This is a genomic window from Gordonia oleivorans (assembly GCF_040044975.1).
In the GTDB taxonomy this organism is placed as follows: Bacteria; Actinomycetota; Actinomycetes; order Mycobacteriales; family Mycobacteriaceae; genus Gordonia; species Gordonia oleivorans.
In genome coordinates, this window is the sequence record NZ_JBDZDI010000003.1 from 113,347 (window position 1) to 132,774 (window position 19,428).

Annotated in this window: 15 protein-coding genes; 5 read left to right on the forward strand and 10 right to left on the reverse strand. The window is 68.2% G+C overall.

All coding sequences use genetic code 11. From position 1 onward, the window contains the following. Window positions 1-44: 44 nt before the first annotated feature. The gene (locus ABLE92_RS07090) at window positions 45-1,022 is read left to right on the forward strand and encodes an SMP-30/gluconolactonase/LRE family protein (RefSeq protein WP_348804057.1); all 978 of its coding nucleotides are present in this window, start codon (window positions 45-47) and stop codon (window positions 1,020-1,022) included. Here ABLE92_RS07090 and ABLE92_RS07095 read toward each other — a convergent pair. The 5 genes from ABLE92_RS07095 to lspA form a co-directional block, all read right to left on the reverse strand. Beyond that, complete coding sequence (locus ABLE92_RS07095; RefSeq protein WP_348804058.1) at window positions 965-1,231, reverse strand: hypothetical protein; 267 nt, start codon at window positions 1,229-1,231, stop codon at window positions 965-967. The genes ABLE92_RS07090 and ABLE92_RS07095 overlap by 58 nt on opposite strands. 101 nt (window positions 1,232-1,332) lie before the next feature. After that, entirely contained in the window at window positions 1,333-3,000 is a 1,668-nt protein-coding gene (locus ABLE92_RS07100; RefSeq protein WP_348804060.1) for a potassium channel family protein, read from the reverse strand. Window positions 3,001-3,040: 40 nt separating this feature from the next. Further along, window positions 3,041-6,589, reverse strand: coding sequence for a DNA polymerase III subunit alpha (gene dnaE / locus ABLE92_RS07105; protein ID WP_348804061.1), 3,549 nt, complete (start codon window positions 6,587-6,589; stop codon window positions 3,041-3,043). Between the two features lie 209 nt (window positions 6,590-6,798). Then, window positions 6,799-7,725, reverse strand: a complete 927-nt coding sequence (locus tag ABLE92_RS07110) for an RluA family pseudouridine synthase (protein ID WP_348804062.1) — start codon at window positions 7,723-7,725, stop codon at window positions 6,799-6,801. Then, entirely contained in the window at window positions 7,718-8,371 is a 654-nt protein-coding gene (gene lspA / locus ABLE92_RS07115; RefSeq protein ID WP_425476135.1) for a signal peptidase II, read from the reverse strand. Before lspA ends, ABLE92_RS07110 begins: the two co-directional genes overlap by 8 nt. A 189-nt stretch (window positions 8,372-8,560) precedes the next feature. Between lspA and ABLE92_RS07120 the strand changes: the two genes are divergently transcribed. Continuing rightward, window positions 8,561-9,475, forward strand: coding sequence for a hypothetical protein (locus ABLE92_RS07120; RefSeq protein WP_348804258.1), 915 nt, complete (start codon window positions 8,561-8,563; stop codon window positions 9,473-9,475). A gap of 117 nt (window positions 9,476-9,592) precedes the next feature. On the opposite strand, the gene ABLE92_RS07125 is transcribed toward ABLE92_RS07120, so the two are convergent. Further along, window positions 9,593-10,147 carry a WKL family lipoprotein gene (locus ABLE92_RS07125; protein ID WP_348804064.1) on the reverse strand — a complete coding sequence of 185 codons (555 nt, stop codon included), beginning with the start codon at window positions 10,145-10,147 and terminating at the stop codon, window positions 9,593-9,595. A gap of 240 nt (window positions 10,148-10,387) precedes the next feature. Here ABLE92_RS07125 and ABLE92_RS07130 point away from each other — a divergent pair, with 240 nt between their 5' ends. Continuing rightward, the gene (locus ABLE92_RS07130) at window positions 10,388-11,401 is read left to right on the forward strand and encodes an asparaginase (protein WP_348804065.1); all 1,014 of its coding nucleotides are present in this window, start codon (window positions 10,388-10,390) and stop codon (window positions 11,399-11,401) included. Here ABLE92_RS07130 and ABLE92_RS07135 read toward each other — a convergent pair. Together ABLE92_RS07135 and ABLE92_RS07140 are read right to left on the reverse strand one after the other, a co-directional pair. Further along, the gene (locus ABLE92_RS07135) at window positions 11,344-12,822 is read right to left on the reverse strand and encodes a DNA polymerase IV (RefSeq protein WP_425476134.1); all 1,479 of its coding nucleotides are present in this window, start codon (window positions 12,820-12,822) and stop codon (window positions 11,344-11,346) included. The two genes, ABLE92_RS07130 and ABLE92_RS07135, sit on opposite strands and share 58 nt — an antisense overlap. Window positions 12,823-12,920: 98 nt before the next feature. After that, complete coding sequence (locus tag ABLE92_RS07140; protein ID WP_348804067.1) at window positions 12,921-13,364, reverse strand: nitroreductase family deazaflavin-dependent oxidoreductase; 444 nt, start codon at window positions 13,362-13,364, stop codon at window positions 12,921-12,923. A gap of 110 nt (window positions 13,365-13,474) precedes the next feature. Here ABLE92_RS07140 and ABLE92_RS07145 point away from each other — a divergent pair, with 110 nt between their 5' ends. Beyond that, entirely contained in the window at window positions 13,475-14,245 is a 771-nt protein-coding gene (locus ABLE92_RS07145) for a TetR/AcrR family transcriptional regulator (RefSeq protein WP_496560776.1), read from the forward strand. Here the strand turns inward: ABLE92_RS07145 and ABLE92_RS07150 are convergent. Continuing rightward, complete coding sequence (locus ABLE92_RS07150; RefSeq protein WP_348804070.1) at window positions 14,233-14,688, reverse strand: MarR family winged helix-turn-helix transcriptional regulator; 456 nt, start codon at window positions 14,686-14,688, stop codon at window positions 14,233-14,235. The two genes, ABLE92_RS07145 and ABLE92_RS07150, sit on opposite strands and share 13 nt — an antisense overlap. Before the next feature lie 44 nt (window positions 14,689-14,732). On the opposite strand from ABLE92_RS07150, the gene ABLE92_RS07155 reads away from it, so the two are divergent. Beyond that, entirely contained in the window at window positions 14,733-15,842 is a 1,110-nt protein-coding gene (locus ABLE92_RS07155) for a phosphotransferase (protein ID WP_348804071.1), read from the forward strand. Between the two features lie 178 nt (window positions 15,843-16,020). On the opposite strand, the gene ileS is transcribed toward ABLE92_RS07155, so the two are convergent. After that, window positions 16,021-19,221 (reverse strand): isoleucine--tRNA ligase, encoded by a 3,201-nt coding sequence (gene ileS, locus ABLE92_RS07160; protein ID WP_348804072.1) that lies wholly within the window; start codon window positions 19,219-19,221, stop codon window positions 16,021-16,023. Window positions 19,222-19,428 lie beyond the last annotated feature (207 nt).

The window sequence follows — 19,428 nt, forward strand, 5'->3', positions numbered from 1 at the left end:
ACACTCGCAATGGGTAACGTCCATCACACCCGCGAGGAGCCCGCATGCGACTGCGTCACCGGAACCGAGTTCTCCGCCGAACCGCGATCGCCGTCGCGGCCGGCGCCACCGCACTGACCACCATCGTCGCGACGGGCAGCACCACCGCACAAGCGGCACCGCTGTGCCCGGGGGCCTCACCCGCCCGGTTGGTCGGGACGGTGCCCGGGGCGGCGCTGGAGGGCCTGACCGTCGATGGGCGCGGCCGACTCTACACCACCGACCTCATCAGCGGGCAGGTGTTCCGACTCGACGCCCCCGGATCGCGCGCGGTACCGATCGCGCGGGTGCCGGCCGGCGGCGCCGGTGCGCTCGCCTGGACCCCCGACGGCACCCTTCTCGTCGGGTACGGCGCGGATCCGCGGGTCATCGTCGGCGACGCGCTGCGGCCGGGTGCCATCGCACGTCTGAACACCTCCACCAACGTGCTGCGGCCGTGGGTGGGCGGACTGTCGGCGGCCGACGGCATGGCCGTCGCGGGCAACGGCGTCGTCTACGCCACCAACGACTTCGGGAATCTGATCGGGCGGGTGTCCCCCACCGGGGCGGTCAACCCGACGTGGGGTTCCCTGCCGAGCGCCAACGGCGCGGTCCTCGGCCGGGGCGACCGGTGGTTGTATGTCTCGCGGACGTTCACCAATCCGGGGGTGAGCCGCATCTCGACGGCCAATCCCCGCGTGGTGCAGAGCCTTCTCACCCTGGGCGGTGGCGATGCCCTGGCGGCGCCCGACGGCCTCACACTCGACTCCAAGGAACGGCCGATCGTGCCGTTCAACGCCGCCGGACAGATCGTGCGGGTGACCTCACCCGGCAGCTATTGCGTTCTGGCGCAAGGACTTCCGCTCTCGAGCGTGGTCAGCTACGGCGGCGGGAATCGCGGCTTCTCGGCAGGGCGCCTGTTCCGCGCCGGCTTCGACGGCCGGATCTATGAGATCCCGGCCGGGTTCGATCCGTCCGCACCCATGCCACTTGCAGCGCGGTAACGCCCGATCCACCACGTGGAGATCAGGACCACGCCCGACACCCAGGCGGCGGTCTGCATCGAGGTGAACACGGCCAGGCTCAGCACGGCGGCGAGCACGGCGGCGGCGACGGCCTGCAGCTTGTAGACCGGCCAGTCGGTCCCGGCGATGTCGACGGTGGGCACCGCGCGCCGCGAACGGGGCTGCATGGTCTCGATCATCGCTGTCATCGATACTCCCGGAACATCAGACTTCGGCTGCCGTCGCAGTCGATATTAGCATCGTCGGCAAGAAAGTTTCGGTCAGCCGAAACCTTGCCGGGGTGTGACCTTCACTGCCCACGGCGAAGGGTGTCGAGCAGTTCGTGATACGGGCCGACGAGATAGGCGGTGTCCTCGGCGCGCAACCGGTCGTCGCGGCGCGGATGCAGGATCGCGCCGGTGTGGCGATCGATCGCGATGACCCGGGTGAGGGTGGGCAGCTCCGCCATCGAGATCCCGTCGAGGGTGCTGCCGCGCCGCACGAAGACCCCACCGACCATGAAGGAGCGTTGCCCCACCGAGAACGTCGAGATCACCTGCAACCCCAGTGCCGCGCCGATGAACCAGGGTGCGGCGAGTTCGACGGTGGAACGGACGTTCTCGAAACCGAAGCGGTGGGCGACGGCGGAACCGAGGGTGTGGTCGAAGACCCTGAGCACGACGGGCACACCCCGTTCGGCCGACGTGTTGCCCCACCGCTCGCCGAGCGACTCGCGGGCGATGATCCCGGTCTCGATGTTGATCATGTCGTCGTGGGTGAGCACCGCGACCGCTCGCGCCCGGCCGATCCGGGCGTCCTCGAGGGTCTGACGCAGGGTGGCGTCCCCGAAGATGACCGGCACGTCGGCCGCCGCGGCGGTCGCCAGGAAGCGATTGTCGGTGCTCGACTCGATCGCGACCACATCGTGGCCGGCCGCGCGCAGATCGGTCGCCACCCGGATGCCGAAGGAGCCCAGACCCACGACGATGACGTGCTCGCGCATCTCCCGGGCGCGACGTTTGCCCGCGGATTGCCCGATGCGCCGTGACAGCAGGACGTCGGCGACGAAGGCCATCAGGACCGCGGTCGTGGTCACACCGGCAAACATCAGGCAGATGGAGAACAGCCGCAGCCAGACCGGCTGATCGACGAAACTGAAGTCGCCGTAGCCGACGGTCGCGATGGTCTCGGTGGAGAAGTACAGCGCGTCGACAAAGCTCATCCCCGGTTTGTGATAGGTGAAACGCAAGAGCAGGGTGGCTCCCAGCAGCAGTGTGAACGACGCCCCGAGTGCGCGGAACAGGTTCGGATTCACATCCTCGAGGAAACCGCGCAGCGCGCCGACCCCGCGCACCGGCAACGGCGGTCGCCGCCGACGGGCCGGATTCGGTCTTTCCCATGCGATCCCGGCGACCGCGAGATCGTCCGAGGTTCCGATGACGGCCACACGATCGCCGACGCCGACGTCGAGATCGCGACCCGGGCAACACACCACGCTCTCCGCGGCGTCGTCCCCGCCGGCGATCACCGCCACCGGGGCCAGGTCGCCGTACAGGTCACGCAGCGTACCGGCGGAGGGTGCGTCGGTGACGGCCATGATGAACTCGGTGCCGGCGACGGAGATGGAGTGGGTGGTCCGCGACAGGCATGCCTCGACGACCGACGGCGCGGCGAGTTCGGCCACGTCGAGCACCGCGCCCGGTCCGTTGCCCGCCGTCACCGCCTCGCGCAACACCTGATTGGACATGTTCACCACGACGCGCGCCGTCGTGCTGTGCTGCCGGGCCAGCAGCGCGAACTCCAGATTGACCGCGTCGTCGGATCCGGCGCACACCACCGCCAGGGCCGTGGCGACGTCGGCGGTGGACAGATCCGCCGGGGTCGCCACGGTGACGACGCGTACGCCGCTGCTCGAGATCTCCTCGGCGATGCGGACACTCAGCGCGTCGTCGCCGTGCACGATGATGTGACCGGGCATCTGATGAGGGTAATCAGCGCGCGGCCACCGCGCCGGTCGGCTACTGACCCAGGCAGCTGGGACCGAGCAGTGCCTTCAGATCACCCATCAGCGCCGAACTCGGCGTCACCCGCAACGACTCGGTGAGGCGCAGCAGCGTGGACCGCTCGTCGCTGACCAGGGTGACGTGCACATCCGCGGTGCCGGGATGCCGGGTCAGGACCTGCTTGAGCGCGGCCACCCGGTCCGGCGTACACATCCGGGCGGGCAACGTCAGCGCCACCGGCTTCGACGCCCCGGCGGCGGCGAGATCGGGAACGGCGAGATCGTTGGCGCTGATCATCGTCGAATCGTCACGCTGGTTGACCCGCGCCCTGATGAGCACGATGTTGTCCGGTGCGATGTCCATTCCGTATGCCGCGAACGCCCGCGGGAAGAAGTAGACCTCGACACCACCGACCATGTCCTCGAGGGTGACCGCGGCCCACGGCTCACCCTTCTTGTTCACCCGGCGGGTGACCGCGGAGATGATGCCGCCGATCGTGATCTGCGCGCCGTCGCCGACGTTGCCCTCGAGCAACTGCGTGATCGAGGTGTCGGTCTGCGCGGCGATCGCGTGTTCGACGCCGGCGAGGGGATGCCCGGAGACGTAGAGCCCCAACATCTCCCGCTCGAGGGTGAGTTTGTGTTTGGTGTCCCACTCCTGATCGGGCACCTTGACCGCGAACACCTCGGCAAGAGAATCGGACGCGTCGTCGTCGCCTCCGCCGAAGAGATCGAACTGCCCGATCGCCTCGGCCTTCTTGGTGCCGATCACCGATTCCACGGCCTCGGCGTGAATCAGGAACAGACCCTTGCGCGGATGCTCGAGCGAGTCGAAGGCGCCGGCCTTGATCAGCGACTCGGAGACCTTCTTGTTGCAAGCGGTGACGTCGATCTTGTTGAGGTAGTCGGAGAAGCTGGTGAACTTCCCCTTCTCCTCACGGGCCGCCAGGATCGACGACACGACGCCGGAGCCGACGTTGCGGATGGCGGCCAGACCGAAGCGGATGTCGGTGCCGACGGCGGCGAAGTTGCGTTGCGACTCGTTGACGTCCGGCGGCAACACCGTGATGCCGAGTTTGCGGCAGTCGGCGAGGTAGATGGCCGCCTTGTCCTTGTCGTCGCCGACCGAGGTGAGCAGACCCGCCATGTACTCGGCGGGATAGTTGGCCTTGAGGTAGGCGGTCCAGAACGACACCAGACCGTAGCCGGCGGCGTGCGACTTGTTGAAGGCGTACCCGGCGAACGGCAACACCGTGTCCCACAGCGCGGTGATCGCGGCCTGGGAGAACCCGTTGTCGCGCATCCCGTCGGCGAAACCGTCGTAGGCCTCGTCGAGGATCTCCTTCTTCTTCTTGCCCATCGCGCGGCGCAGCAGGTCGGCCTGTCCGAGCGAGTAGCCGGCCACCTTCTGCGCGATCTGCATGATCTGCTCTTGGTAGACGATCAGGCCGTAGGTCTCGGCGAGGATCTCCTTGAGCGGTTCCTCGAGCTCGGGATGGATCGGGCGGATCTCCTGCAGACCGTTCTTGCGTTTGGCGTAGTCGGTGTGCGCGTTGACGCCCATCGGGCCGGGCCGGTAGAGCGCGAGCACCGCGACGATGTCCTCGAACCCGGTGGGCTGCATCATCTTCAGCAGTTCCCGCATGGCCGCGCCGTCGAGCTGGAACACGCCGAGGGTGTCGCCGCGGGCGAGCAGTTCGTAGGTCTTGGGATCTTCGAGCGGCAGGGTGTCGAGGTCGAGGTCGATACCGCGGTTGAGGGTGATGTTCTCCAGCGCGTCACCGATGACGGTGAGGTTGCGCAGCCCGAGGAAGTCCATCTTCAGCAGGCCGATGGCCTCGCACGACGGGTAATCCCAGCCGGTGATGATGGCGCCGTCCTGCGCACGTTTCCACACCGGGATCGCGTCGGTGAGCGGTTCGGAGGACATGATCACCGCGCAGGCGTGCACGCCCGCGTTGCGGATCAGACCCTCCAGACCCAGTGCGGTGTCGTAGATCTTCTTGACGTCCGGGTCGGTCTCGATGAGCGTGCGGACCTCGGTGGCCTCGTTGAACCGCTCGTGTTCGGGATTGGTGATACCCCAGACCGGGATGTCCTTGGCCATGATGGGCGGCGGCAGCGCCTTGGTGATGCGGTCGGCGATGGCGAATCCGGGCTGGCCGAATTGGACGCGGGCGGAGTCCTTGATGGCGGCCTTGGTCTTGATGGTGCCGAAGGTGATGACCTGGGCCACCTTGTCACTGCCCCACCGGTCGGTGGCATAGCGCACCATCTCACCGCGGCGGCGGTCGTCGAAGTCGATGTCGATGTCGGGCATCGACACGCGCTCGGGGTTGAGGAATCGCTCGAACAGCAGTCCATGCGGGATCGGATCGATGTTGGTGATGCCCAACGCCCACGCCACCAGCGAGCCGGCCGCCGATCCACGACCCGGACCGACGCGGATGCCGACCTCGTGCGCATGTTTGATGAGGTCGCCGACGACGAGGAAGTAGGCGGGGAATCCCATCTGGATGATGACGTCGAGTTCGTAATTCGCGCGGCGCTGGTAGTCCTCCGGCACCGTCTGATCCGGGAAGCGCCGTTCGGCCAGTCCCTTGGCCACTTCCTTGCGCAGCCAGGTCTGCTGTGACTCGCCGTCGGGGACGGGGAAGATCGGCATGCGGTCGCGGTGGGTGAACACGTCGGCGTAGCTCTCGACCCGCTCACCGATCTCGACGGTCGCGTCACACGCACCCGGGACCACCGAATCCCATTGTGCGCGCATCTCTTCGGCGGACTTGAGGTAGTAGCCGTCGCCGTCGAACTTGAATCGGGTGGGATCGGAGAGGGTCTTGCCGGTCTGCACACACAGGAGCGCCTCGTGGCTGGCGGCGTGCGCCTTGGTGACGTAGTGGCAGTCATTGGTGACGATGGGCTTGATGCCCAGCTTGCGTCCCACCTCGAGGAGTCCGTCACGCACCCGGCGTTCGATCTCCAGGCCGTGCTCCATCAACTCGAGGTAGAAGTTCTCCTTGCCGAAGATCTCCTGCCACTTGGCCGCGGCCTCGAGTGCCTCCCGTTCCTGCCCGAGTCGCAGACGGGTCTGCACCTCCCCGGACGGGCAGCCGGTGGTGGCGATGATGCCCTCGGCGTACTCGGCGATCAGCTCCGCATCCATCCGGGCCCACTTGCCCAGTTGTCCCTCGATGGAGGCCAGCGACGACAGCTTGAACAGGTTGCGCAGCCCGGTGGCGTTGGCGGCGACCATCGTCATGTGGGTGTAGGCACCCGAACCGGAGACGTCGTCGTCCTTCTGGTCGCGGGTACCCCACTGCACACGCTTGGTGGTGAACCGCGACTCCGGCGCGATGTAGGCCTCGATGCCGATGATCGGCGTGATGTCGTTCTTGATGGCGGTGTTGTAGAACTCGCTGGCGCCGAACATGTTGCCGTGGTCGGTCATGCCGATGGCGGTCATCCCGAGGCGTTTGGCCTCGGCGAACAGCGGCGCCACCTTCGCGGCACCGTCGAGCATGGAGTACTCGGTGTGGTTGTGCAGGTGAACAAACGAGTCGGCCACGGGACGCTTCTCACCTCGGTGTTTCTCGACTGGTCGGATGGGGCGTCACCAACTGTAGGCGCAACCACCGACAGCCGACGCCGGGCACGCCGCATGTGGCTGGTGAGGCGATCACGCGTGTGTCGGGCCCGGTGTGTCGTGCCCGGCGTGTCGTACCCGGGCGTCGTACCCGAGTGTCGAACCCGGAGCGTCGAATCCGGAGCGTGGCCTCAGCCGGCCCGCAGCACGTCCAGGGCGTGCTGCAGGTCGGCCGGATACGGACTGGTGAACTCGACATACCGACCGTCCGCGGGATGCGCGAAGCCCAGCGACCGGGCATGCAACCACTGACGCTCCAGCCCGAGCCGGGCGGCCAGGGTCGGGTCGGCGCCGTAGGTGAGGTCGCCGCAGCACGGATGGTGCAGCGCCGAGACGTGCACCCGGATCTGGTGGGTGCGTCCGGTCTCGAGATGGATGTCGAGCAGCGATGCGGCCGCGAACATCTCGATGGTGTCGTAGTGGGTGATGCTGGGCTTGCCGGCCGCGGTGACGGCGAACTTCCAGTCGTTGCCGCGGTGGCGGCCGATCGGGGCGTCGATGGTGCCCTCCGGCGGATCGAGGTGCCCCTGGACCAGCGCGTGATACCCCTTGTCCACCTCCCGGTCCCGGAACGCCCGTTTGAGCAGCGAATAGGCCCGTTCGGAGACGGCGACGACCATCAATCCGGAGGTGCCGACGTCGAGCCGGGACACGATGCCCTGGCGTTCGGCGGCACCGGAGGTGGAGATCCGGAATCCGGCGGCCTCGAGGGCACCGACGACGGTGGGTCCGCTCCAGCCCAGTGAGGGATGCGCGGCCACCCCGACCGGCTTGTCGACGACGATGATGTCGGAATCGTGGTAGATGACCTCGAGATCCTCGACGGGGGTCGGCTCCACCCGCAGCGGTTCGGCGGGTTCGGGCAACAGCACGTCGAGCAGGCTGCCCGCGGTCAGCTTGTGCGACTTGCCGACCGCGACACCGTCGACGGTGATGTCACCGTCGTCGGCGAGACGCCCGGCGACGGTACGCGAGAGTCCGAGGATGCGGGCCACCCCGGCGTCGGTGCGCATGCCGGCCACGCCGTCGGGAATCGGGAGGGTCCGTGACTCACGCATCGGTGGCCCGCCGATCCTCGGTGCCGCCCTCGGTGCCGTCGCCGTCGGTGTCGCCATGGCGCGCCGCCCAGCCGGATCGTGAGCCGTCGTAGTCGAATCCCAGCAACGACAGGACCACCAGCAGGATCGCGCCGCAGACGACCGCGGAGTCGGCGACGTTGAACACCGGCCACCAGCCCACCGAGACGAAGTCGACGACGTGGCCGCGCAGCGGTCCGGGGGCCCGGAAGATGCGGTCGATCAGGTTGCCCATCGCACCCCCGAGGACCAGCCCGAGTCCGAGCATCCACCAGCCCGAGCGGAGTCGGCTGCTGTAGCGGATGATCACCACGACCACCACCAGCGCGACGACGGTGAGCACCCAGGTGTAGCCGGACGCCATCGAGAAGGCCGCACCGCTGTTGCGGACCAGGCGCAGGGTGACGACGTCACCGATGATCGACACCGGGTCACCCGGGGTGAGCAGCGACACCGCGAGTGTCTTGGTCAGGATGTCCAGGGCGATGACGCAGCCGGCGATCACGGCGAGAATGCCGAGGACCCGGCCACCACGTGTCGGCTCGGTCGGCCCGGTCGCCGCAGGAGTGCCGCTCCCCGGATCGTCGGCGCCGTCATCCGACGACGCGGTGACCTCGGGTGCGTCGATCTCCTGTCCGCCCGCCTCCTGTCTGTTCGCCGAGGGCTCCTCACGCGCTGCTTCATCCACCCGACCATCATCCCTGATGCGTGCAATACGCTGACTGCCGTGTCCCTGACGTCCGATTCCACCGCGTCATCGACGCGCCATCAGCCGGTGTCCCGCCATCGATCGGTATCCCTCCGCACGCGCTCGTCGATGGTCGCCGCCTGCGCCGCGACGTGCGGTCTGCTCCTCGCCGCGTGTGGCTCCGACACCGACACCCCGGCGTCGGCGACCCCGGCGGTGCCGAGCGGGCCATGCGTGTCGGCGGCCACCGCGGCGAGTATGGCGACGCAGATCCCGATCCCGTCGGCATCGGTGACACTCACCTCGCCGGGCACCGGGCCCCTCCGCGCCGCGAGCGCGGCCCCCGACCTCGCCTCGGCGCAGCAGGTCACCCTCTCGACCACCTCCACCGAGTCGTCGACGACGGCACAGACGACGCAGTCCCTCGACACACCGCTGACGGTGCGCTTCGGGTGCGACGCACCCGATCGGCTGACCGCGGTGCTCGGCGCCCCGACGTCGGCGCAGCCGGAACTCGGCGGTCAGTTGCCGCCGGTCGCCGGCAGCGTCGCCGAGATCGGTGTCGGTCCCGGTCTGGCCCCGCTGTCGTTGCGTCTGGCCCCGACCGATCCATCGTCGGAATCGGCGCGACGCGCCGTCGAACAGTCGCTGGTGCAGTCGTTGCAGAACGCGATCACACTGCCCGCCGATCCCATCGGTGTCGGCGCCACGTGGCGCACCGAACGCACCCTGTCCTCGGCGGCGACCGTCGTGCAGACCGTCGAGGCGCGGCTGACGCGGTGGGAGGGTGACCGTCTGACGGTGTCCTTCACCGCCGACGAGTCACCGGTCAATTCGGTGTTCACCATTCCCGGCGGCGATGCGACGCTGACCATCGAACGGTATTCCTACACCGGTTCCGGCGAGGTGACGATCGATCTGACCCGCGGGCTGCCCGTCGCGGGAACGGCCGAGTATCGCGGGGCGCGCGAGCTGGTCGGCGCCGACGTGAATCAGCCGCTGCTGCAGACCTTCGGGTTCACCATGGGCTGGAAGTCGCCCTGACGACGTCGGCACGGCCCCCTGGGCCACGCCTGGCGGGCATACGACGATGGCCACCGATCCGGAGGGATCGGTGGCCATCGTCGTCGGTCGGGGCCGCGCTGTCAGTTGGGTGCCCTGTCAGTTGGGTGCGCGGCTGGTGGTGGTGCGGCGGGTGCTCGTCGACGGGCACATCGCGCTGGTGACACCGTTGTTGGTGATCAGCGGGCAGACGAAGCTCGACGCCAGCTTCCAGCGACCGTTGTCGTAGACGATCTGGGCATCGATGTCCTGGGGTGCCTGGTCGGGCAGTTTCACGGTCGCGCGCACCGTCGCGCGGTTGGGTCCGTCGACGGTGACCGGGCCCTTGAGGGTGTAGGTGACGTCCTGGTTCTGCTGGCGGGCCTCGACCAGCTTGTCGAAGACGGACGGGTCCTTCTCCGAATTCTGGACGAGGACGACCTTCTGCGCGTTCGGCACCTGCGGGTCGAGTGCCGTGTCGAGCATCTGGTTCAGCGTCGCCACCGACGGCGGCGAATCCGGATTGGTGACGTCGCTGCCGTCGGACGCCGTCGAACTGCTGGTCGCGGGAATGGTGGGGATGTCATCGGAACCGTCATCGCCGCCACAGGCGGTGAGGCCGGCGGTGACCGCGGCGGCGATCATGACCGCACCTACGAACTTCGGAAACTTCAACGAACTCCCTCACTGGTCTTCGGGTCTGGGCATCGGTTCGGATGCACGGCGCCGGGACTCCCCGCCCCGCGCGCCGCGACGAGTTCTCCCCACTATGCCAAACAAGATCGGGCATGAGCGCCAACCCCGGCCCAATCCGGCGTCACCGGTCACCGACCGCCGCCCCGCATCGAGGTCGGTCCTCGACTCCACCCCGCAACGGTTGACGCCACCCGGAGGTTCCGGGGAACCTTGTGATCCATGGCACCTTCGCAGGCCCGCGCCCGCATCGTCCTGATCACCACCGGCGGCACGGTCGCCTCGCAGACGACGGCCGACGGGGCCGTGCCGACGTTGTCGGCCGATGATCTGATGGGTGTCGCCGAGGTGCCGGGCACCGTCGGCGATGACGCCGACGCGGTCCCGGAACCGCTGGTGAGTGCCGTCGACGTGGTCGCCGTCGACCTGATGGCGAAGGACTCCTCGGCACTGACCCCGGCCGATCAGTTCCGGATCGTCTCGGCCATCGCCGATGCCCTCGCCGACGACGCGGTGGACGGCGTGGTGGTCACCCACGGCACCGACACGATGGAGGAAACCGCCTTCCTCGCCGACCTGTTCGCGGCCGATCCGCGGCCGGTGGTCTTCACCGGCGCCCAGTATCCGGCCGATTCCCCGGATTCCGACGGCCCGGAGAACATTGCCGCGGCGTTGGGCCACGCGGCGGACCCGGCGAGCCGCGGTCACGGGGTCTCCATCCTCCTCGGTGGGCAGCTCGTCGCGGCGCGTGGTGCGTTCAAGGCGTCCACGGTCGACCTCGATGCGTTCGACTCGGTGCATGACGGGTTGCCACGACCGCTGCTGACCGGTCCGGTGCCGAGTGGCCGGTTGGCGCGGGTGGACACCTACAGCCTGTATCCGGGTGTCTCCCCCGGCATCATCGCCGCGGCCGTCGCGCAGCATGCGGGCGGCATCGTGTTGGCCGGGACCGGTTCGGGCAACACCCATCCCGACATCACGGCCGAGGTGGATCTGGCGCGTCGACGCGGCGTGGTCGTCGTCGTGTCCACCCGGGTTCCGTTCGGCCCGGTCGTCCCCACCTATGGCGGCGGTGGCGGCGCCGTCGATCTGGAGCGGGCGGGCGCGATCGTCTCCCGGTGGCTTCGTCCGCCGCAGGCCCGGATGGCGCTGTTGGCACTGCTCGGCACCGGCTGCGATCAGGACGAGGTGGCCGACTTCTTCTCGGCATCCGAACCGCGTGACTGGCCGGCCTGAGTCGCCGTCGACGGCCACGCGAGGCTGTCGAGCGGATCGGCCGGTTGCAGGTTCGCGTCCGACTCGGTGAACGTGCGGACCGGTCCGGGTCCGGTGGCCCGCGTCTCGAAGCGCACCGTCACCACCCCGTGACCGGCACCCTGCACCCACCCGTGCCCGTACTCGGGGTGCACCACGTCGCGGCCGGTAGCCCAATGGTGGTGCGCCCCGGACGGATTCGCGCTCGTGCGGTTCCCGGCGGGGACGTCGAGGTCGAGGGAATCGGTGTGCACCGGATCGATGTCACCCGAGTCGGGCTCGACTGAATCGGGATCGACCACAGGGGTGTCGCCCGGATCGAGGTGGGCAGAACTGATTGCGCCGGCCGTGACCGCCGCGTCGCCGAAGAGTGCGTACTGCTCGATGTCGCTCAGTCCCGAGTACCCGACGCCGACGAGCCGGATCGGGCCGATTGCCTCCGGATCGAGGGCCAGTCGCTGAGCGATGGCGACCAGCGCGTCGAGGTCGCTGGTGGCGGCGGGAAGGGTGGAACTGCGGGTGAGGACGGACATGTCGGAGCGTTTGAGTTTCAGGACCACAGTGCGGGCCCCGCGACCGTCCGCGACGAGCCGCCGATGGGCGTCGGCGGCCGCGCGGGCGATCGCCGGCCGCAGGGCGGGCAGGGTCACGATGTCGTCGGCGAATGTCGATTCCGCCGAGATCTGTTTCGCCGCGGCACGTTCGGTGACGGGGCGGTCGTCGATGCCCTGGGCCAGGCGATGCAGCGCCGGCCCGACGGTCGACCCGAGCACCGAGGCCACCTCCACCTCGGACAGTGCCGCGAAGTCACCGATGGTGGCAATCCCCAAGCGCGCCAATCGGTCTCCGGATACCGGGCCGATCCCCCAGAGTTTGCGCACCGGAAGTGCGTGCAGGAAGTCGAGTTCCCCGGATGGTCCGATGACCATCACCCCGTCGGGTTTGGCCATCCCCGATGCGATCTTGGCGATCTGCTTGCCCGACCCGAAGCCGACCGAGGCCGCCAGTCCCACCTCATCCCGGATGCGGCGCCGGATGGACTCCGCGAACTCCTGTGCGGTGGCACCACTTTCGCCACTGAGCTCGGACGGTTCGGCGAACGCCTCGTCGAAGGACAGCATCTCGATCACACCCACCGATTCGCGGACGATCGCGAAGATGCGTTCGCTCACCGCGCGGTAGACGCTGCCGCGTGGCGGCAACACCACCGCGGTCGCGCCGACCAGTCGCCGCGCCTGATGCATGGGCATCGCCGATCGTGCGCCGTAGGCACGGGCGGCGTAGCTCGCGCCGGCCACGACTCCGCGGCCGCCGGTACCGCCGACGAGGACGGGTCGCCCGGCGAGGGTGGGCCGGGTGAGTTGTTCCACCGAGGCGAAGAAGGCGTCCATGTCCAGGTGCATCACCCAGCGGGCACTGCGTTCCCCCTCTCCGGAGGGAGCGGATCGATCGGACACCTCACCAGCGTAGGCAGTACCGGACGGGGCACTCGCCGCGCGGGTCACCCGACGACGAAGACCGGGATCTGGTGGGCGTGGGCGCGGATCTGATCGGCGGTGGCGTCGACGCCGACTCCGTCGGGCAGGAAGCGGCCGACTTCCCAGCCCCACTTGTCCAGGTAGCGGCGGATGATCGCCGGGCGCGCGGAATCGGGCACCTCGGTGAGGTGGGCGGCACGAGTGCGACGACCGCGACGCAACTCGACCGCCCCGTTGACCCGCACGTTGCGCACCCACTGGGTCTGACCCCGCACCGAGACCAGGTACTGGGCGCCGTCGATGGTCAACGGGTTGACCGGGATTCGCTGCGGTGTGCCGGTCTTCCGTCCGAGGACGGTCAGGGTTTGCGCGCCGGCCAGATTCACGCCGCGATCGGCGAGCCATCGGACGATGGCGTTGAAGCGGACATCGAGGCCCTGCGGTGCGCGGTAGTGGGTGTCGGACATGTCGGCCCTTTCGTTGAGGCGGAATCGAGAGCGGTGCTCTCTAATTCAGAATCCGCCATCCCGGCCAGAAAATCAAGAGCACCGCTCTCATTCATGGCACGATGGTCGCCATGCCCCCTGCCGACACTCCCCCGTCCCGCGCGACCACATCGCGTTCCCGTGCACAGAATCGACAGGTCATGGAGTCCGAGATCCTGCGGCTCGGGCGTGAGCATCTGCGCACCCACGGAGCCGCGGGACTCTCGCTGCGTGCGATCGCCCGGGAACTCGGCGTGGTCTCCTCGGCGGTCTATCGCTATGTGCCCAGTCGCGACGAACTGCTGACGCTGCTGCTCGTCGAGGGGTACACCGACCTCGGCGAGGCGGTCGACGCCGCCGCCGATGCCGCCGAACCGGCGGATTCCTACGTCCGAATCCTGGCCGTCGCCAACGCGATTCGTTCCTGGGCGATCAACGACCCGGCCCGGTGGGCACTGCTGTACGGCAGCCCGGTACCCGGCTACGCCGCCCCCGCCGACCGCACCGTCGCGCCCGGCACCAGGGTGATCGCCCGCCTGCTCGCCGAACTCGCCGACGCACATGCCGCCGGACGGACCACCGATCGCCGGACCTCGCTGCCCGCCGAACTGTCGACCGACCTCGACGCCATCCGCACCGAGTTCGCCAGCACCCTGCCCGACGGCGTCCTGCTGGCCGGAACACTGTTGTGGTCCACCGTGATCGGCGCGACCTCGCTGGAGGTCATCGGCCAGTACGGCACCGACACCTTCGCCGCGCCGGAGCAGTTGTTCGGCGCACAGGTCGACGCCGTCCTGTCGGCGATCCTGCGTCGGGACCGACCGACTCCCGACCCGCGCGTGTTACCCGATCACGCGGAGTAGAGATCCTCGCCGTGTGCAATCCGGGCCAGGACCCGACGGAACACCTCGTAGTCGTGGGGTCCCACCTCGGCGGCCCACGTGCGTTCGACCGCCGACAGATACACCCGAAGTCGCCCGATCAGGTCCTCGCCTCGCGCGGTCACCGAGATCCGCCGCACGCGTCGATCGCCCGGATCGTGGCCGACCGCGAGGAACCCGCCGTCGACCAGGAAGGCGACGTGCTGACCGGCGCCCTGCTTGGTCATTCCGAGAACCTGCGCCAGGTCGACGGTCCGCCCGGCTCCGTCGGCGACCGCCTCGAGGACGCGAAAGTGCGAGACGCGCAGGCCGTCCCACTCCTCGGGGACCACCCCTGCGCGTACCCGCGCCAGGGCGAGTCCCAGCAGCATCGCCACGTGCGGACCCGGCCCGGCTGCGGACATCCCCTTGACAGAATTGGTCAATCTACTTACCTTTCTAGTAAAGTAGCTTGACCAAAGGGTAGCCGATGAGCGCGTCGCCACAAGAGCCTTCCCCCGCGCCCTGGCTCGAGGAGATCCGCGCCGTTGTGCCCGGCGAGATCCGTGAGACCTCGGTCGCCGACGTCGATTACCCGCTGTCGACACTGACCACCGGCGAACGCGCCGAGGTTCGCGTGCGCACCGACGCCGGCACCCACCGCCTCGTCCGCAAGGTCGCCCGATCCGTGGCACGGTCTCCGATGCTGGCGGCAATACCGCCCGAACACCGGGCGGTCCTGATGGACGCATTGCCCTGGCGTGTCGAGCCCGACGTATACCGCTCGCCCATGTCGTCGTCGCTCCCCGAGGGCATGCGACAGGCTCGATGCCCGGCCGTCATCGATCTCGACGACGAATCCGCCGCCATCTGGCTGGAACGGGTCGACCATGTCCCGGGTCCGTGGTCGGCAACCGACTACCGCGACGCCGCCCGGATGCTCGGACGATTCGCCGGTGCGGACCCGATCGGTCACATCGTCGACGCCATCGGACACCCGACCGGTCCGCATCAGGCCCGGGTGTACTGGCAGATCAAGCTGTGCGGGATGTATCTCGCGGCGTTCGACGAGGGATCGGTGTGGTCACACCCGGCGCTGCTCCGAACGGTGACGCCGGCTCTGCGCCGTCGGCTCGACGCGTTCATCGAGCAGGTGCCGACCCTGCTGACCGAGATCGAGTCGCTCCCGCTCCTCGTCGCACACGGCGACGCATGTCCCAACAACATCCTGCGTTCCGTGGACGGCTCCGGGTTCATCGTCATCGACTGGGCGTTCTTCGGCCGCAATCGGGTGGGCTTCGATCTCTCCCAACTCGTCATCAGCGAGATCGACCTCGGACGGATGCCCGGCGCGCGCCTCGGCGAACTCCAGGATCTGTGCCTGCCCGCCTACCGAGCCGGACTCGCCGACGGCGGCGTGCGGATCACACTGCCCGATCTCACCCGCGCCCACCGCATCCAACTCGCCCTCGCGGCAGCAGTCGCCTCCATCCCCGTCGAACGCCTCACCCCCGATGCCGTCGCCGACCCGGCACTCGAGGAATACTGCCGTCAGCGCATCACGGCTTTGGAGCACATGCTTGCGGCGATCGACATCTGATCGCGAACCCGACGTCCAACCCCATCCACGGTGACAGCGCTCGACACCACGTTGACAGCGCTCTACCCGACGTTGACAGCGCTTGGCGAAGCGCTGTCAGTGAAATTCAGAGCGCTGTCAACGTGTGCGTGAGCGCTGTCAACGTGTGCGTGAGCGCTGTCAACGACCGTGCCGGCGCTCAGCTTCCGGCGGGCGCCTTCACCACATCGGCGCTGACGCCGTCGCCGAGTGCGATCGCTCCGGCAGCACCGTCGACGTCGACGTCGAAGCGGACCGCGAGAACCTCACCGGCGATCAGCTCGGCATGACGCCGGGCCCATTCGGCGCGCCCGGCGGGTACCACCAGACGGATCTCGATGCGGTCGGAGACGTCGAGTCCCAACGTCTTTCGCGCATCCTGCAGTTCCCGCACGCGGTCCTTGGCCCAGCCCTCGGATTCGAGTTCCTCGGTCACCGCGGTGTCGAGGACGACCAGGCCACCGCCGCCGGGCAGCTCGGCCGTCGAATCCGGCTCCACCGCAACCAATTTGCGCGTGTACTCACCGGGCTGCAGATCGATCCCGTCGGCCGAGACCACCTCGGTGCCATCGGCGGCCGACGACACGGTCCAGTTGCCCGCCTTGACCGCCTTGATCACCCGCTGCACATCCTTGCCCAAACGGGGTCCGGCCGCGCGGGCGTTCACCACCAGCTCGTGGCGCCCATAGGCGTCGGCGTCGGTGGACAACTGCACCGACTTCACATTCATCTCGTCGGCGATGAGGTCGGTGAACGGGGTGAGTTGCTCGGCCGTCGGCGACGCGATCGTCAACCCCGGCAACGGAAGTCGCACCCGGAGCTGGTTGGCCTTGCGGATACTCGACGCCGTCGAACACACCGCCTGCACCTCGTCCATCGCCGACACCAACGCGGTGTCGCCGGGCAGTTCGTCGGCACTCGGCCAGTCGGTGAGGTGCACCGACCGTCCGCCGGTCAGCCCGCGCCAGATCGCCTCGGTGGCCAGCGGCAGCAGCGGCGCCGCCAGCCGGGAGGCCACCTCGAGCACCGTGTACAGCGTGTCGAAGGCGTCCGCATCGGCGTCCTGTCCCGCCCAGAACCGCGCCCGGGACCGACGGACGTACCAGTTGGTCAGCGACTCGACGAACTCGCGGAACGACTCACATGCCCCGGCGATGTCATAGGTGTCGAGCGCCGTGGTCATGTCGTCGCGGGTGACCGCCAGCTTGGCCAGGATGTACCGGTCGAGCACGTTGGTCGAGTCGGTCCGCCAGGTGGCCGGCCGCTCGGCGTAGAGCTGCAGGAAACTGTAGGCATTCCACAGCGGCAGCAGCGCCTGACGGACTCCCTCGCGGATTCCCTTCTCGGTGACCACCAGGTTGCCGCCCCGCAGCACCGGCGAGGCCATCAGGAACCAGCGCATCGCATCGGAGCCATCGCGGTCGAAGACCTCGTTGACGTCGGGGTAGTTGCGCTTGGACTTGCTCATCTTCTGGCCGTCGTCGCCGAGCACGATGCCGTGCGCGATCACGCTCTTGAATGCGGGCCGGTCGAACAGGGCCGTCGCCAGTACGTGCAGGTTGTAGAACCAGCCGCGGGTCTGACCGTTGTACTCGACGATGAAGTCACCCGGATTGTGCGGCAGCACACCGGAATCGGCGTCACCGTCGAACCAGTCGGCGTTCTGGAACGGGTAGTGCACCTGCGCATACGGCATCGACCCGGACTCGAACCAGCAGTCGAGTACCTCGGGGACGCGGCGCATCACCGAGGTACCGGTCGGATCATCGGGATTGGGCCGGGTCAGCTCGTCGATGTAGGGACGATGCAGATTGTCCGGTCGCACCCCGAAATCCCGCTCGAGCTCGTCGAGTGAGCCGTAGACATCGGTCCGCGGATACTCCGGATTGTCCGACACCCAGACCGGGATCGGCGCACCCCAGAAGCGATTTCGGCTGATGTTCCAGTCCCGCGCACCCTCGAGCCACTTGCCGAACTGACCGTCCCGGATGTGTTCGGGCGCCCAGGTGATCTGCTTGTTGAGCTCGAGCATCCGCTCCTTGATCGGCGCCACGGCCACGAACCACGACGGAACGGCCATGTAGATCAACGGCTTTCCCGATCGCCACGAATGCGGATAGGAGTGCTCGATCGTCTCGTGCCGCAGGATCTTGCCCACACCCTTGAGGTCTTTGATGATCACCGGATTCGCATCGAAGACCATCAGGCCTTCGTACGGTGGCACCTGCGCGGTGAATCGGCCACCCGGATCCAGTGGCTGCACCACCTCGATGCCGTTGGCGGTGGCCAGTTCCATGTCCTCTTCACCGAAAGCCGGTGCCAGATGCACGATTCCGGTGCCGCTGTCGGTGGTGACGTAGTCACCCAACAGGATCCGGTGCGCATTCGGATGGCCGGCGAAGAAGTCGAACGGCGGCGTGTAGTGCAGATCGGCGAGGTCGGCGCCCCGGTAGGTGCCCAGGGTCTCGGAATCACCGAACTCCTTGGCGTAGGCACCCACCAGCGCCTCGGCGAGCAGGTATTCCTGCCCGTCGGCCGCCCTGAGGTGGACGTAGGTGACATCCGGGTTGACGGCGATGGCGAGGTTGCTCGGCAGTGTCCACGGGGTGGTCGTCCAGATGAGGGCGTTCACGCCGTCGAGTTCGGTGTGCGGACCGTCGGGGACGACCAGCGGCATGCGCACGGTGACCGCCGGGTCCTGACGCATCCGGTAGGCGTCGTCGAGCTTGGATTCCTGATTGCTCAGCGGTGTCTGCTCGTACCAGGAGTACGGCAGCACGCGATGACCCTGATAGATCAGGCCCTTGTCCCACAGCCGCCGGAAGGCCCACATGACCGACTCCATGAAGTCGATGTCGAGGGTCTTGTAATCGTTGTCGAAGTCCACCCAGCGGGCCTGCCGGGTCACGTAGTCGCGCCATTCACCGGTGTAGCGCAGCACCGAATCGCGGCAGTAGTCGTTGAACTTCTCGACGCCCATGGTCTCGATCTCCGACTTGTCGGTGATCCCGAGTTGGCGTTCGGCCTCGAGTTCGGCGGGTAGACCGTGGGTGTCCCAGCCGAAGCGGCGCTCCACCTTCTTGCCGAGCATCGTCTGGTACCGCGGTACCACATCCTTGACGTAGCCGGTCAGCAGATGCCCGTAGTGGGGCAGGCCGTTGGCGAACGGCGGACCGTCGTAGAAGACGAACTCCGGGGCGTCGGCGCGGTTGGCGATCGACGCACGGAAGGTGTCGTCGGCATCCCAGTAGGCCAGGACCCGTTCTTCGACCGTGGGGAACGACGGTGCTCCACGCTCGCCGTCGGTCATGTCGACGACGGGGTACACGTGGGTGTCGGGGGACGAACTGGCGTCGCTCATACGAAGGGCTCCTCGTGCCATCACTGCTCATTCGGCACGGGGACGCATCATCTGCGCGGTACCACCCCGCTTGCATCGGCAGACACCGATGCCACTCGGCACCCGCGGGACCGCCGATGGGCGACCGTCGCGGATCAACAAGGCTGTGACGGGCCAACCCGCCTGGTTCTACTGAGGGCGGACATTGCCGGACCGGGTGGGCCCGGC

Bases quoted from the DNA above. Each gene is read 5' to 3' on its own strand.
- ABLE92_RS07090 (WP_348804057.1), top strand. From the start codon at position 45: ATGCGACTGCGTCACCGGAACCGAGTTCTCCGCCGAACCGCGATCGCC.
- ABLE92_RS07130 (WP_348804065.1), top strand. From the start codon at position 10,388: ATGGCACCTTCGCAGGCCCGCGCCCGCATCGTCCTGATCACCACCGGC.
- ABLE92_RS07120 (WP_348804258.1), top strand. From the start codon at position 8,561: ATGGTCGCCGCCTGCGCCGCGACGTGCGGTCTGCTCCTCGCCGCGTGT.
- ileS (WP_348804072.1), bottom strand. From the start codon at position 19,221: ATGAGCGACGCCAGTTCGTCCCCCGACACCCACGTGTACCCCGTCGTC.
- ABLE92_RS07140 (WP_348804067.1), bottom strand. From the start codon at position 13,364: ATGTCCGACACCCACTACCGCGCACCGCAGGGCCTCGATGTCCGCTTC.
- ABLE92_RS07095 (WP_348804058.1), bottom strand. From the start codon at position 1,231: ATGACAGCGATGATCGAGACCATGCAGCCCCGTTCGCGGCGCGCGGTG.
- ABLE92_RS07100 (WP_348804060.1), bottom strand. From the start codon at position 3,000: ATGCCCGGTCACATCATCGTGCACGGCGACGACGCGCTGAGTGTCCGC.
- ABLE92_RS07135 (WP_425476134.1), bottom strand. From the start codon at position 12,822: ATGCACCTGGACATGGACGCCTTCTTCGCCTCGGTGGAACAACTCACC.
- ABLE92_RS07110 (WP_348804062.1), bottom strand. From the start codon at position 7,725: ATGCGTGAGTCACGGACCCTCCCGATTCCCGACGGCGTGGCCGGCATG.
- ABLE92_RS07145 (WP_496560776.1), top strand. From the start codon at position 13,475: ATGCCCCCTGCCGACACTCCCCCGTCCCGCGCGACCACATCGCGTTCC.
- ABLE92_RS07155 (WP_348804071.1), top strand. From the start codon at position 14,733: ATGAGCGCGTCGCCACAAGAGCCTTCCCCCGCGCCCTGGCTCGAGGAG.